This window comes from Ruegeria arenilitoris (assembly GCF_013032445.1).
GTDB classification, from domain to species: domain Bacteria; phylum Pseudomonadota; class Alphaproteobacteria; order Rhodobacterales; family Rhodobacteraceae; genus Ruegeria; species Ruegeria arenilitoris_F.
Genome location: NZ_WQCA01000046.1, coordinates 1 through 13,995 on the forward strand (window position 1 = coordinate 1; position 13,995 = coordinate 13,995).

The 13,995-nt window shown below is 52.3% G+C and carries 7 protein-coding genes and 2 pseudogenes; all 9 read left to right on the plus strand.

Annotated features, from left to right (window positions below; genetic code table 11):
- A pseudogene (locus GOW98_RS25950) lies at positions 1-248 on the plus strand (DDE-type integrase/transposase/recombinase); the annotation flags it as partial.
- Positions 249-367: 119 nt separating this feature from the next.
- Positions 368-1,039: a haloacid dehalogenase-like hydrolase gene (locus GOW98_RS24390; RefSeq protein ID WP_170337029.1), complete on the plus strand. Its 672-nt coding sequence runs from the start codon at positions 368-370 to the stop codon at positions 1,037-1,039.
- Between the two features lie 131 nt (positions 1,040-1,170).
- A complete protein-coding gene (locus GOW98_RS24395; RefSeq protein ID WP_254438167.1) occupies positions 1,171-2,016 on the plus strand; it encodes a hypothetical protein in 846 nt (281 codons plus the stop codon).
- 342 nt (positions 2,017-2,358) lie between these two features.
- Positions 2,359-9,354 (plus strand): GAF domain-containing protein, encoded by a 6,996-nt coding sequence (locus tag GOW98_RS24400; RefSeq protein WP_170337032.1) that lies wholly within the window; start codon positions 2,359-2,361, stop codon positions 9,352-9,354.
- A 3-nt stretch (positions 9,355-9,357) separates the two neighbouring features.
- The gene (locus GOW98_RS24405; protein ID WP_170337034.1) at positions 9,358-9,699 is read left to right on the plus strand and encodes an Hpt domain-containing protein; all 342 of its coding nucleotides are present in this window, start codon (positions 9,358-9,360) and stop codon (positions 9,697-9,699) included.
- Positions 9,692-10,717: an adenylate/guanylate cyclase domain-containing protein gene (locus tag GOW98_RS24410; protein ID WP_170337035.1), complete on the plus strand. Its 1,026-nt coding sequence runs from the start codon at positions 9,692-9,694 to the stop codon at positions 10,715-10,717. Before GOW98_RS24405 ends, GOW98_RS24410 begins: the two co-directional genes overlap by 8 nt.
- 551 nt (positions 10,718-11,268) lie before the next feature.
- Positions 11,269-12,171 (plus strand): lipocalin-like domain-containing protein, encoded by a 903-nt coding sequence (locus tag GOW98_RS24415; protein WP_170337038.1) that lies wholly within the window; start codon positions 11,269-11,271, stop codon positions 12,169-12,171.
- A gap of 110 nt (positions 12,172-12,281) precedes the next feature.
- Complete coding sequence (locus GOW98_RS24420; RefSeq protein ID WP_174823085.1) at positions 12,282-13,724, plus strand: hypothetical protein; 1,443 nt, start codon at positions 12,282-12,284, stop codon at positions 13,722-13,724.
- A 174-nt stretch (positions 13,725-13,898) separates the two neighbouring features.
- A pseudogene (locus GOW98_RS25955) lies at positions 13,899-13,995 on the plus strand (IS6 family transposase); the annotation flags it as partial.

Genomic DNA, 13,995 nt, shown 5'->3' on the forward strand with positions numbered 1-13,995 from the left:
GAGCCACTGAAAAACAACAGACGGGCAGGTGGCTTAATAATCGGGTTGAGAACTCTCACCTGCCGTTCCGACGATGAGAACGCGCCATGCAGCGTTTCAGGCGCATGCGAAGTTTACAGAAATTCGCCGCCGTCCACTCCTCCGTTTACAACCACTTCAACCAGGAAAGATCGTTAGCCAATCGAGACACCTTCAAGCTGACACGCACCGCCGCTCTTAGCGAGTGGCGTCAACTTTGTTCCGGATAGGTTCGCGGTTTCCGCGGCAAACTGAGACTGGTTCGCATTTGTCTGGCAGCACCTTTTCGGAGATCAAACGGCAAATAGAGGCTGATAAAACACTCGTAAAGCGAGAGCCCTGGAAATCTGTGGCCGAAAATGACGCTGCGTATTTTGAGCAGCTATATGCCAATTCGGAATATGAAAGCCTTGTCAGTCAGTTGTTTGCTGCGCCATTTGGTGGATTATCTGCCGCAGACTACGCAAATTGGGCGCGAGATTTCGCGGCGAATTTCAAACATCCTGAGTTAGGAGTTGGCATTGAAGGGCTGATCTACCAGCCAATGTTGGAGCTGATACGCTATCTAGAGGCAAACCAATTCAACGTTTACATCATTACCGCCGATGAAGGTGCTTTCTTAAGAGTTGTCTCTGAGGACCTTTATGGCATTCCACCAGAACGCGTGTTCGGCACCACCGTGCGAGAGGAGTTCGTGATCGAAAACGGAGAGCCGCAGTTTGTCCGAACCTATCGCGTCGATCACTTGAACAACTGGGATGGAAAACCTCGCCTGATCCAAAAGGTTATCGGCCGCACACCAATACTTGCAGCAGGAAACTCGAACGGTGACCAGCAGATGCTGCAAAACACGGCTTTGGGCGGCGGGATGTCTATACTGGTGCATCACACCGACGGAGATCGGGAGTATGCCTATGACAAACACACAGACAAAGTCATACCGCTTGCGACCAAGGAAGATTGGGTGGTGGTGGATATGGCAAAGGATTGGAACAAGGTCCGGGCAGACGGGTCGAAATGATCCTATTGACCAGCTTTGAAGTAAACTCGCGAGGCGCTCTTTGTTGCCTCAATCGTATGTCGCCACCCCGCTATAGTCGCCCGGTTACGCAGTTTAAAGTTACGATGTTGACTTCGCCAAGGAGAAGCAAATTGGATACTACCCCGAAGATGCCATCCACAATTTTAGCTTCGACCCGAGATTTCCTGATCAGGATATGCACAAGTCTTTTCGTTGTTCTGGGTGTATTAACAGCACCAGCTAACCGCGCGGCAGCACAAGAGAACGACGCGGCATCAGCCGCAGCCCAAGCGAATAATCCCCTGGCAAACTTCAAAGCTGTCAATGTGCAAAACTACTACATTGGCGATATTTCCGGAACGGATCAGACAGGTAACCAGTTTTGGCTAAGATATGCGCAACCGGTGAGTTTAGGGGATTCCAATTGGATTTTGAGGGCTTCTCTACCCGTCAATTCATTCCCCGGGCCGGACGGAAAATCGACAGGTGTCGGTGACCTAAATGTGTTTGCTGCTTACCTGATCAATACCGGAAATCCGGCCTTAAGTTTTGGTGTCGGCCCACAGTTGACAGCTCCAACTGGCTCGACAGATGGGTCGGGATCAGAGAAATGGTCAGCTGGCATTGCAAATGTGTTGTTCAATGCGTCGTCGCCAAAGTTCCAATACGGTTACCTGCTCACGTGGCAAGCAAGTTTTGCCGGCGACAGCGATGCGAAGGACGTAAATATCGGAGCCTTTCAACCCTTCCTGTTCTGTCAACTCGGCGGAGGAACATACTTAAGGTCAGCACCAATCATGACCTACGACTTCGAAACAGACAGTTACAATGTGCCAATCGGCTTAGGTATTGGGCAAGTTTTTGGCAGGAAAGAGATCACCTACAACGTCTTTGTCGAACCGCAGTACTCCGTCGCGAGCAAGGGGTCAGGTCAACCAAAGTGGCAGATATTTGCGGGCTTCAATACACAGTTTTGAAACCAATATTTTTTTTTAGAAGCCCCCACGTCTTCCGCTTTGGGCTCAGTGTTTGCGTTCTCTGCGGCTAGCATGATTGGCTGGTCGCAGCCCAAAGAAGACATACAACAGCGATGTTTGAGTATTCTGGGAAGTTCAACACAGCTCCTATTTAGGACACCTTTTTGGCAAATAGGGCGGCTTTCTTTATGATTCTGCGGATCTCCCCAAGGTCACACCATACCGGCATCGCCCGAACCGCATGGAGCACAACCCACAAAGAAACTCTGTGACTTCTATCGTATGCCCTCTAAACTCCGGTCTTGTGTGTTTCATTAGTTTGCGTGGGGGGCACGAACGCAGGTGGGTGGAAAGAAGGCATCAAGAGAGACTGCTGATTCAGGGTTGTCATCTTCGCAAAGCAGTGGGCTCAGCGCGGATGATCAGCAGACTCGATTCGAAGCCACCGCGCGGATTATGCAAGCGATTTCCGAGGCTAAGGATGACGTTCAGCCAGTATGCAATCTGATTGTGAATCTGGCAAAAGACCTCTGTGACGCTGTTTTTGCGGGTCTGGTTCTTGGACGAGAGGGGGATACGCGTCAGAAACTGATTGCCAGTGTCAATCTGCACCCGGATATTCAACAGCTCTGGCTCGACGGCAAATACACGATGGTGCCAGGCAACTCCATCGTCACCGACACTATTCTCAGCGGTGAGACAAAACGTGTTGTCGATATGGGCGACACCGATTTCCATAAATCGGGCGATGAGCGTTTTAAACTCATAGTCGACACGCATGGGTGTAGGAGCAATCTATTTGTTCCTTTGAAGGTGGGCGGAAGCGCAATCGGATGCCTGATGTTGGCACGGGATGAGGTGCGACCTTACTCCGACGATCAGGTCCAGTTGGTTGAAACTTTCGCCGCGCAGGCGGTTATTGCAATTGAAAATGTTCGTCAATTTAGCGAGTTGCAGGTGCGTCTGGCTCGTGAAGGTGCCACGCGTGATGTTCTGGAGACGATCAGTCGGTCTCGGGATGATGAAGCGCCGGTATTTCAGACGATCTTGGAAAACACAGCCCGGCTTTGCGAAACAGACGTAGCCACGTTGAGCCTACTAAATGAGGCAGGAACTCATTTGGAATACGCGGCCCATTTTGGTGATCAATTAACCACATACAAGGTCGGCGTGAATCGTTGGTCTCTGGACTCAAATTTACAAATCGCCGAGTCCGTGCGGGAAGCGCGCGTCATTCACAACGTCGATTTGCGTGAGACAGACCACTACATCAACGGGGATCCCTGGCGCAGGCAACTGGTTGATGAGGAAGGTGTCCGTTCGTTTCTGACGGTTCCCTTGATGTCGGCGGATGGTACTCCGATCGGCGTCATCGGGATTTATCGGCGTGAAGTGCGACCCTTTACAATTGATGAGATTTCTTTGGTCGAGAGCTTTGCGGCGCAAGCCGTAATTGCCATCGATAACACTCGTCAAATGACAGAGCTGCACATGCAGTTGGAGCGACAAACCGCGACGCAAGAAGTTCTGAGCGTCATCAGCAAGAGCCGAGACAATGACGCACGTGTCTTCGAAGCAGTGCTTCAGCAGGCCACAGAGGTTTGTGGGGCAGATCAGTCCGCGCTTTTGTTGGTCAACGCTGTTGGAACCCATATTCGATTAGCAGCAGCATGGGGCCATGACAGAACCGATGTTGAATTGGGCGAGGAATGGCCTCTTGATAGCTCAATCACGGCGGCTGCGGCGATCCGAACTGGCAAAGTTGTTCGCGTCGAGGATATGAGTGACACCGATTTCTACCGCTCGGGTGATGCCACCGCCGTTAAAATGGTCGACGTCGAAGGTATCAGGTCGCGCGTTGTCGTGCCGCTGATGCAAGGGGGAAAAGCGATTGGCGCCATTGCGGTCAGCCGCCGCGAAATGCGTCCGTTTTCCGATTCAGATGTGCAATTCATTGAGGAATTTTCCAATCATTCCGTCATTGCCATCGAGAATACGCGCCAGTTTCGCGAAGTTCAGGAACGGCTTGAGCGGGAAAAAGCGTCGAGAGAAATCCTCGAAGTTATCAGCCGCAGCCGCGATGACGACAGGCCTGTCTTCCACAGCATTCTCGAAAATTCCAGCCGCTTGTGTAAGGCGCCGCTTGCCTTCCTCTGTGTTGCCGATCACGAACGCGGGCTAGCAACAATTCCGGCCAATATTGGTGCGAGATCAGATTTCAGTGCCGTGCTGAAAGACTTCGTAGAGCCGTTGACGCGTACTGAATTGATCGCAATCAAGCCCATATTCGATGGCGAGGTCATCCGACAGGACGACGCAGCAGATGATCCACTCTATTATCGGGATCGCGATCCAAGGCGCGTTCAGATGGTTGAGATCGAAGGGGTGCGGTCCGTTCTGGCTGTTCCGCTGATGAAGGATGGCTTGGGTCTTGGTGTGATTGTGCTGTATCGCCGTGAAGTTGCGCCTTTCTCGGACGACGATGTGGCTCTGGTTCAAACCTTCGCAGCGCAAGCCGTTATCGCAATGGAAAACGTCCAACAGTTTCGCGAAGTTCAGGATCGCACAGCGGAAGTTACGCAGGCGTTGGAATACCAGACGTCTACATCCGAAGTGCTGCGGGTGATTTCGGCGTCACCAAATGAGTTGGCTCCTGTTCTCGATGCTATCCTCAAAGAAGCGTCGCGTATCTGCGAATTGCAGGATGCCTATGTTGCGATGCTGAACCCCGACGATCGGCTTTTTCATGTTCATGCGATACTCACGCAGGACACGACCTTTGCGGAATATGTCAAAGCGCATCCTATTTCGCCCGATGAAAGCGGAGTAAGCGGGCGTGCAATTCTGTCGAAACGCACCATCTATATCGAAGATATTGAAACCGAGACGTCTTATACGTGGATCGAAGACAGCGGCGTCGGGGAATACAGATCCGTGCTCGGGGTGCCGTTGGTCAAGAATGACGAGGTCGTGGGTGTGATTTCGGTCGGGTCAACCGAGGTTTCTGGATTTTCCACCAAACAGATTCAGTTGTTAGAAACCTTCGCCGACCAAGCGATTATCGCCATTACAAATGCCAACCTGTTCCGGGAAGTTGAGGAACGCACTGCCGAAGTCGTGCAGTCACTAGAATACCAGACCGCCACGTCAGAAGTTTTAGATGTCATCTCTCGCTCGCCCAACGATCTTCCACGGGTGCTGGATGCAATCCTGGAAGTTTCCTCACGTATCTGCGACCCGGAATATGCATTCTTCGCAATGCGGGATGCTGACGATGGGTTGTACCGTGTGGCCATGTCCCACAACGTGAGTGATGCGTTTCTTAACTTTTTGTCAGACAACCCTATTGCTCCAGAGGAAGGCTCCTGTATCGGCCGTACGGCCCTTCATGGCAAGACCGTCTACATAAAAGATACGCGTAAGGATCCGACCTACACGTGGAAAATGGCGGCAGAGATCGGTGATTACCTCACCACTCTCGGCGTCCCCTTGGTCAGCGATGGCGTAACAGTTGGTGTTATCGTCATGGCACACCGGAAACCCGGAGCGTTTAGTGAAAAACAAGTCAAACTGTTAGAGACATTCGCATCCCAGGCTGTGATCGCCATCAACAACACCCGGTTGTTCAAAGAAGTGCAGGCACGCACCGCAGAAGTTGAAGAAGCGCTGGACTATCAAACAGCTACGTCTGAAGTGCTGGGAGTGATCTCACGCTCGCCAAATGAACTCGAACCAGTCCTCAAAACTATTTTGGAAGTTGCAGTTCGCATCTGCAAACCTGAGGCGTCTTATGTCGCACTTCTTAATGAAGAAACTGGAATTTATGACATTGCAGCGACTCACAATTCCGCCGCAGCTCACTACGACATCATAACCCGTCAGGTGCATGTTCCAGACAAAGGCACAACCACAGGACGTGCCGCTTTAACAGGCAAAACGGTGTACATTGAAGATTTTGAGCACGACCCGGATTATGCTTGGAAAGAAGAAGCACTGGGCGCCGGGTTTCGTTCAGCTTTGGGAGTTCCGCTCGTAAAGGATGGGGTCACGCTCGGCGTGATTTCACTTGCTCATTCGAAAATTGCTGCGTTCTCAAACAAACAGATAGCCTTGGTTGAAACGTTCGCCTCGCAAGCGGTAATTGCGCTTGGAAATGCGCATCTTTTCGACGAAGTGACAGCCCGAACCGCGGAAATTGAGGAATCGTTAGAGTACCAAAAAGCCACAAGTGAGGTACTCGAAGTTATTTCCCGGTCTCCCGACGCGTTGGAGCCAGTCTTGGAAGCCTTATTAGCCGTTTCGTCCCGCATCTGCCGATTACAGGATGCATTCGTAGCTCTTAAGAAGCCCGAAGACGGGAAGTACCATTATTTTGCCGGACACAATGTGCCCGACAGTTTTGCAGAGTTTTTAATGGCGCATCCATTTGAACCAGGGGAATCAACGGCAACTGCAAGGGCGCTTCTTCATGGACGCGCCGACTACGTGGAGGATACACAGGCGGATCCAAACTACGACCCGGTTCTAAGATCTCACAATGAAGGTTACAGATCTGTTCTTTCCGTACCACTGATACGTGACGGTGATACAATCGGTGCAATCAGCATGGGCAGCCGAAATGCAGCGGCTTTTGACCAGAAGCAAATCAAGCAATTGGAGACCTTCGCGTCGCAGGCAATAATCGCAATTCAGAACTCGCAACTCTTCAACGATACGCAGACCGCCCTCTCGCGCCAAACCGCAAGCGCGGATGTGTTAAGAGTAATCTCTGAATCTCCAACCGATACCAAACCGGTTTTCGAGAAGATTGTCGCGCTGGCGACGACCCTCATAGATTGCGACTTGTCGATTGCTATTCAGGCGAACAAGACTGAACTTTGGCAAATCGCCGCCGCGACACCCGATGGCGTCGAAGAAATCACTTGGACCGAGCGCCTGCCAATTGATCCCGAAGACAATTTGCCGTCCAAGGCAATCAAGAACGGCAAGACCTTGCATTTGCCCGAATGGCGGTACGATGAGCTACCCCCACGCGATCAAGAGATCATCCGCAGGAAAGGGTTCAAGTCTTCGCTGACAGTGCCTCTGATGCGCGGGAAGGAATGTTTTGGTGCGTTGGTATTCATCCGAAAAACTGCCAAAGTTTTCAGCGAAGATGAAGTCGCCATTGCCGAGTCCTTCGCCGATCAGGCCATCATCGCGCTGGAAAACGTTCGCCTGTTTAATGAAACTCAAGCTTCCTTGGCACGTCAAACTGCGAGTGCGGACATTCTACGGGTGATCAGCCAATCTCCTGACGACATCAAGCCAGTCTTCGAGGCAATCGCAGAAGCAGGTGTGCGGTTGGTCTCCTCTGATATGGTTGCAGCTATGACCGCGCAAGATAACACGTTCGAGGTGCTTGCGCGGGTTAGTGCAGAAGGTGTTGCCACCCTTGAAGGCAACCAAAGTTTTCCTATCGACCCGGATCCGATGTCCAGCTTTCCCGCGCAGGTTCTGCATGAGAGAAAGATGCTCCATCTACCGGATTGGGATACTCTTGAACTCTCACCATTCGAACAGATCACGTATGAACGGCATGGCGTTCGTGCCGCTCTGCTGCTTCCCTTGATGAAAGGTAAGGCGTGCTTGGGAGTGTTGGTTTTCGCTCGGAAAACAGCCGGTGCTTTCACCAAAGATGAGATCGACCTCGCTTACTCGTTTGCAGACCAGGCGGTAATTGCCATCGAGAACGTGCGTCTATTCCGCGAAGCCGAAGTGGCGCGAAAGGTCGCTGAAGAAGCAAACGAAGCAAAGAGTGCTTTCCTGGCGACGATGTCCCACGAAATTCGAACGCCTATGAATGCCGTTATCGGGATGAGCGGGTTGTTGATGGACACAGAGTTGGATGCCGAACAAAGTGACTATGCAAATACGATCCGCGATAGCGGCGATGCGCTTTTGGGTATCATCAACGAGATCCTCGATTTCTCGAAAATTGAAGCCGGACAGATGGATATCGAGAACCATCCGTTCGACCTGCGCGAATGCATGGAAAGCGCGCTCGATTTAATCAGCGGCAAGGCTGCCGAGAAACAACTCGACTTGGCCTACGAGTTCGATGACTCACTACCGCTGGCGATTAGCGCCGATCTAACAAGATTGCGGCAAATTCTTCTGAATCTCCTTTCTAACGCAGTAAAGTTCACCGAAAGCGGCGAAGTGGTTCTGTCTGTTGAGCAATCCGCCAAGATGCAGGGAACGCTCGAACTGACTTTTAAAGTCCGAGACACCGGAATCGGCTTGTCACAAAAAGGCATGAGTCGATTATTTCAGTCTTTCAGTCAGGCAGATAGTTCAACGACCAGGAAATATGGCGGCACTGGACTGGGTCTTGCGATCTCGAAACGCCTTGCGGAACTTATGGGTGGGACCATGTGGGCTGAAAGCGATGGCGAGGGGAGCGGTTCCACTTTTATTTTCAAGATCCACGCAAAACCTGCAAAGCCAGTTAAGTCGTCTTCTCGCAATCTTGTCGGTGTTCAGCCTGAACTCGAAGGCAAGCGAATTTTGATGGTGGACGACAATGCCACCAATCGTAAAATCCTTTCTCTGCAAACCGAGAAATGGGGCACGCAGACCACGACGTGTGAGTCTCCGTCAGAGGCGCTGAGCATACTTGAACAAGGCGCCGGGTTCGATTTGGCCATTCTCGACATGCATATGCCCGAAATGGATGGAGAAGAGCTTGCCAATAAGGTTCGCACCAGGAAGCCGGGTTTGCCACTAATCCTTTTCAGTTCACTTGGCCCGCGCGAAGTAAATCTGGAGGATGGGCTCTTCGCTGCCAACCTTGCCAAACCTTTGCGCCAATCCCACTTGTTCGATACCTTGGTCACATTGTTCGCGACTGAAAAGGTGCGAGTGAAGCCGTCCAAACCACACGACAAACCCCAAACAGATCCGGATATGGCAACGCGACATCCGCTACGTATTTTGCTGGCCGAGGATAATATGGTGAACCAGAAACTTGCACTCCGACTGCTAGAGCAGATGGGTTATCGCGCAGATTTGGCCAGCAATGGTGCTGAGGCGGTCGAAAGCGTAAACCGGCAAACATACGATGTCGTTTTTATGGATGTGCAAATGCCCGAGATGGATGGGCTTGAAGCTTCTCGCCTTATCAACAAAGCGCATCCGGATGGAACTCGTCCTCGCATAATCGCGATGACCGCGAACGCCATGCAGGGCGACCGTGAGATGTGCCTAAAAGCAGGGATGGACGACTATATCACTAAACCGATCCGCGTACCGGTCCTAATTGAAGCCCTGTTAAATTCCCCCAGAATAAGAAGGTGATCCATGACAGACAGCCCGATTGATCATGAAATCTTCATGGAGCTGAAAGACGCTACAGGCGAAGATTTTGCAGCCGAGCTTGTGAACACCTTTCTCGACGAAGCGCCTGGCATGATTGACGAATTGAAAGCGGCTGCGGGCGCGGCTGATGCCGACCGATACCGTCGTGCTGCGCACTCCATTAAGTCGAATGCAAATACCTTTGGGGCGATTGCTCTCGCCGAACGGGCCAGGAAAATCGAGCTCGGAGATCTGCCTGAAGCCGGGGACCTTACAGACGCGACGGCGCTGGAAACCGACCTTACCATTGCTGCAGCTGCTTTACGGAGCCTGATTGATGTCTGACGCCCCGGGTCATTTGCTCATCGTTGATGACAACAAGGTGAACCGCTTGCTTTTGTCGCGCAGCGTAGAGCTTTTGGGTCACCAGGCATCGGTCGCGGAAAACGGCCGGGTCGCAATGGAGATGTTGTCTAACCAGCCGTTTGATTTGCTTCTGCTGGATATTGAAATGCCTGAAATGGACGGCTTTCAGGTTCTCGAAGCCATCAAATCAGACACCGACCTACGTGATCTGCCGGTGATCGTGACGTCATCTGTTGAGGGGCTCGACAATGTCGTGCGCTGTATCGAATTGGGTGCGGAAGACTACCTGCCAAAACCGGTCAATAAGACACTTCTCGGTGCGCGCGTCTCCAGCGGCCTTGAAAAGAAAAGACTCAGAGACGAGCAGAAACGTCTGCTAGAGCGCTTTGCCACAACGGAGGTTGCACAAGACCTGCAAGAGTCTGGCTTTGCGATAGGTGGCAAGCGTGCCAATGCTTCGGTCCTCTTCTGTGACATTCGCGGTTTCACGACCTTGTCTGAAAATCTCGCACCAGAGGAAACAATTGACCTGCTCAACACGTTCTACACGTTGATGTTCGAGGCTGTTACCAGCAATGGCGGAATTGTCAGCCTGATGCTGGGTGACGGTTTGATGGCTCTTTTTGGAGTTCCGCAACCACTGCCCAATACTGCGCAAAGTGCAGTGGCGGCAGGGCATGAAATGCACAACATGATCGAGATGTTGAATCTCGAAAGGCGCTCAGAAGCGAAAATTGACCTAAAGATCGGTATAGGAATAGCGACTGGAGACGTCGTCGCTGGTTATGCCGGAACGGACAGCCGTGCGACGTATACTTGTATTGGATCCACTGTAAACCTTGCTGCTCGCCTGGAGGCGGAAACGCAGAAAACTGGAAGCCGAATTCTGATTGATCAAGAAACCTGCGATCTGTTGGAAAGGGCTGATGTGTTGGAGACATTTAGTGGTACTAGGATCAAAGGTTTCTCTGATCCCTTTGACATCCATGCGCTATGAACCTTCATGCAACGTTGTAAGTGTATCTATGTCGCGTGTGGTTGTGCTCGTGGCTTTGCTTTTCGGACAAAAGATTTTCAAATTTGCTCCAGTGATTGGGACTAGATAATATTAGACTTTGCAAAGTCCGCTTTCTGCGCATTGCTGTAATTGGGGCATCGCGCAGCATCGGTCAAGGTGGGCTCCCTGCCGACCTCGGAGGCAGCGCAGCATCCAAAGGTGAAACCTGCCAAGGAGCTTCGAGGACGGCCCAGAGCGGCCATTTGCGCCAGCCGCATCGAAGGTCTGGTTCGAGCCCTTAGCAGCCATTAACCTCAATGCAGAAATACCGATGCCAGCGAAAAGAAGATGCTATGGTGATCATTGAGATAATGGGCCCAGCAATAGAGGGTGTGGAGTTTTAAGGGAGGCGACCCGCAGCGATGAGGAAGCTATTTCTTACAGCTATTGTAGCCATGGGGTTCGGAGTTGTAATTTACTCAGCGCTGCCTACCCAGCAGCCAGAGGGTTCCTTTCCAAGTTACGTTAGGGGGCCTGATTTCGCATCACTGTTGGCAAACATCTCTGATGATGAAGGCTTCGAACGGCCATCCTCGGATTGGAAACTGGAGCTGCCCGAGGATCATGGTGCCCATGTTAATTCACGTACTGAGACCTGGCAGCTACTTACTCATTTAAGCGATGAAGATGGCAACGAACTTGGTTTCCAGTTCTTGTTCTTACGCATTGGCATTGTACCTTCAACGGCGCCGCCGCAGGATTCAATTTGGGACGTCAGACAGCTTGAACGGGTGCACATCGCACTTCTCGACGCAAACTCGGCGAAAGTCGCGCGCGAGGAACGGTTTGGACGGGGAATACCCAGTATCTCGGGTTTCGATTGGAATGCTGCGGAGCTTCGAATGGATAATTGGTTTCTCAGTTTCGCAGGTGACAGGTCACCGGGGACGCTTAAGCTCTATGCGACAATTAGCGACAAGGCTGTTGTGGAGTTTGATATGCGACCGGTGAAGCAGGCTGTTGCCTTGGAACCGGATGGCGCAGACGCACCTTTTGTGGGTTATTCAATCACGCGTCTGACCGTTGATGGAACCGTTGATCAAGAACAGGGAAAGATAAGGGTCACAGGAACCGCATGGTACGATCATTTATGGGGTGAGCTTCCGGTGCCAGGTGCAGGACCGGTCGCATGGGATCGTTTGCAGCTTCAACTTGAGGATGGAGCCGAGATCTCGGCAGTGCGCTCACGGAGGATCGATGGAAGAGGCGCAGCGTCCGTTAACGGCGCTATATTTGAACCCAATGGTGAAGTCATTTCCTTGGACGAGGGAACCATTAAAATGACGGCTTTTCGAACTTGGCAATCTCCCTATACCGGAGTCGAATATCCAATCGAATGGCAGCTTGAAGGTCCCGACCTGGACATTACGATTGAGCCCTTGTTCGACGCCTAGGTGCTTGATTTTTCCGTCCCGCTCTGGAGTGGGTTTGTGCGGGTTAAGGGGAGTCGTGCCCAAAGTCCGGTCTCCGGATTTGGGACGCTGCAACTGACAGGATATGAACAGTGATTAGAAGAGGAGCCATCGGCGGCGTCGCCGTACTGTTGGGCGCTTTCGCTGCCGGAGCGTTCTGGCTTTTTGCACCATTCGGTAACCGGGAAACGGCCTTTGACCCGAGCCAGTTCCGCTCTCCGACAGGACCAGTTCCACCCTCGGAGCAGCGCCCTGGTGACATCGATGCAGGCCGTCACGCTCTTCTAAATGCTCCCTACGTCAGCTGTGGTATTCCGTATAACGCTTATCGCCGCCTGAATCCCGAAACTGCCGAAAATAAACCTCTTTCCGGGCGTGAGGGTCGGAACGCCGAACTACCCTACGCGCTTACCTCGCATGTGAATGAAGATGGTGTCGAGGTCATCTCCAATAATTGTCTGACGTGCCATGCCGGACGCCTCAACGATGAGATCATCATCGGTCTGGGAAACGAATTTGGGGACTTCACGCGCGATCCGAGCAGGTTGGTTCTCCAAACAGGAAATTACGTTCGTGGAGCTGCCGAAACGAAAGCCTGGGAGCACTGGGCTGACCGCATCGACGGCATTGCGCCTTACGTCCAAACAAAAACGATTGGTGTGAACCCGGCGACCAACCTGACCTGGGCCCTCATGTCCAGGCTCGATCCTGAAACGCTGAAGTGGTCAGAGACACCGCTTATTGACCCGCCACCGCAGGACCCGTTGCCGATTAGTGTCCCGCCTTGGTGGGGGATGAGCAAGAAGAACGCGATGTTCTACACGACAATCGGTCGGGGCGACCACGCGCGCTTCCTGCTCCTGGCGTCAATGCTGTGCATTGATGGCACTGAAGATGTTGCAGACATCGTCGCCTATGCGCCTGACATTCGTGCCTTCATTGCCTCATTAGCGGCCCCAGCCTTCCCGTATCCTGTCGATGCAGAGCTGGCAGCTGACGGAGAGGGCATCTTTCTTCGTGAGTGCAGTGCTTGCCACGGCACATACGGGGCAAATGAGACCTTTCCAAATCGCGTCTATCCGGTTTCAGAAATTGGAACTGACCCCGCATATGCAACTGAGGCGACGGATGGATCGCGAGACCGGTTCTACGCCTGGGTGGCGCATTCTCCTTACGGAGACATTGAAAGTGCCAACCCTGCACCTGGCTATATAGCACCGCCACTCGATGGGATCTGGGCCACTGCACCCTATCTACACAACGGTTCAGTGCCCAATATGGAGGCTTTACTCCAAAGCGACTTGAGGCCGAAGTACTGGCGGCACCTGTTCGATCCACGAAATTACGATCCCCAAAGGATGGGCTGGCGCTTCGAAGTACTTTCGGCCGGGCAAGAAAGTGAAACAGACCCAGATAGGCGAAGGCTGATCTATGACACTACATTAAGAGGCTATGGTAATCAGGGCCACATCTACAGTGACGAATTAACGGATAAAGAACGGTCTGCCCTGCTTGAATACCTAAAGACTATTTAGGGGAACTCAATTGATTTTGGTGCAGCGGCTCGGAAGGTCCCAGCTGCGCGGAGTGGAAGACGGGATTTGCTCGACCGCCCGCTTCGTCCGCACAGCCGGCATTCGCTCCTTGTCGTGGGTCTTGTCAGAAGAACGTTGCTTGAGCAGGGCAGGGGTGTTGCGTAGCTTTTGCCCATGACCAGACCTGCCTCTTTCAAATACTTCAAAACCAGTCCCGAGATCATCCGCCTTGCGGTGATGCTGTACATCCGTTTCCCGCTCTCGCTTCGGA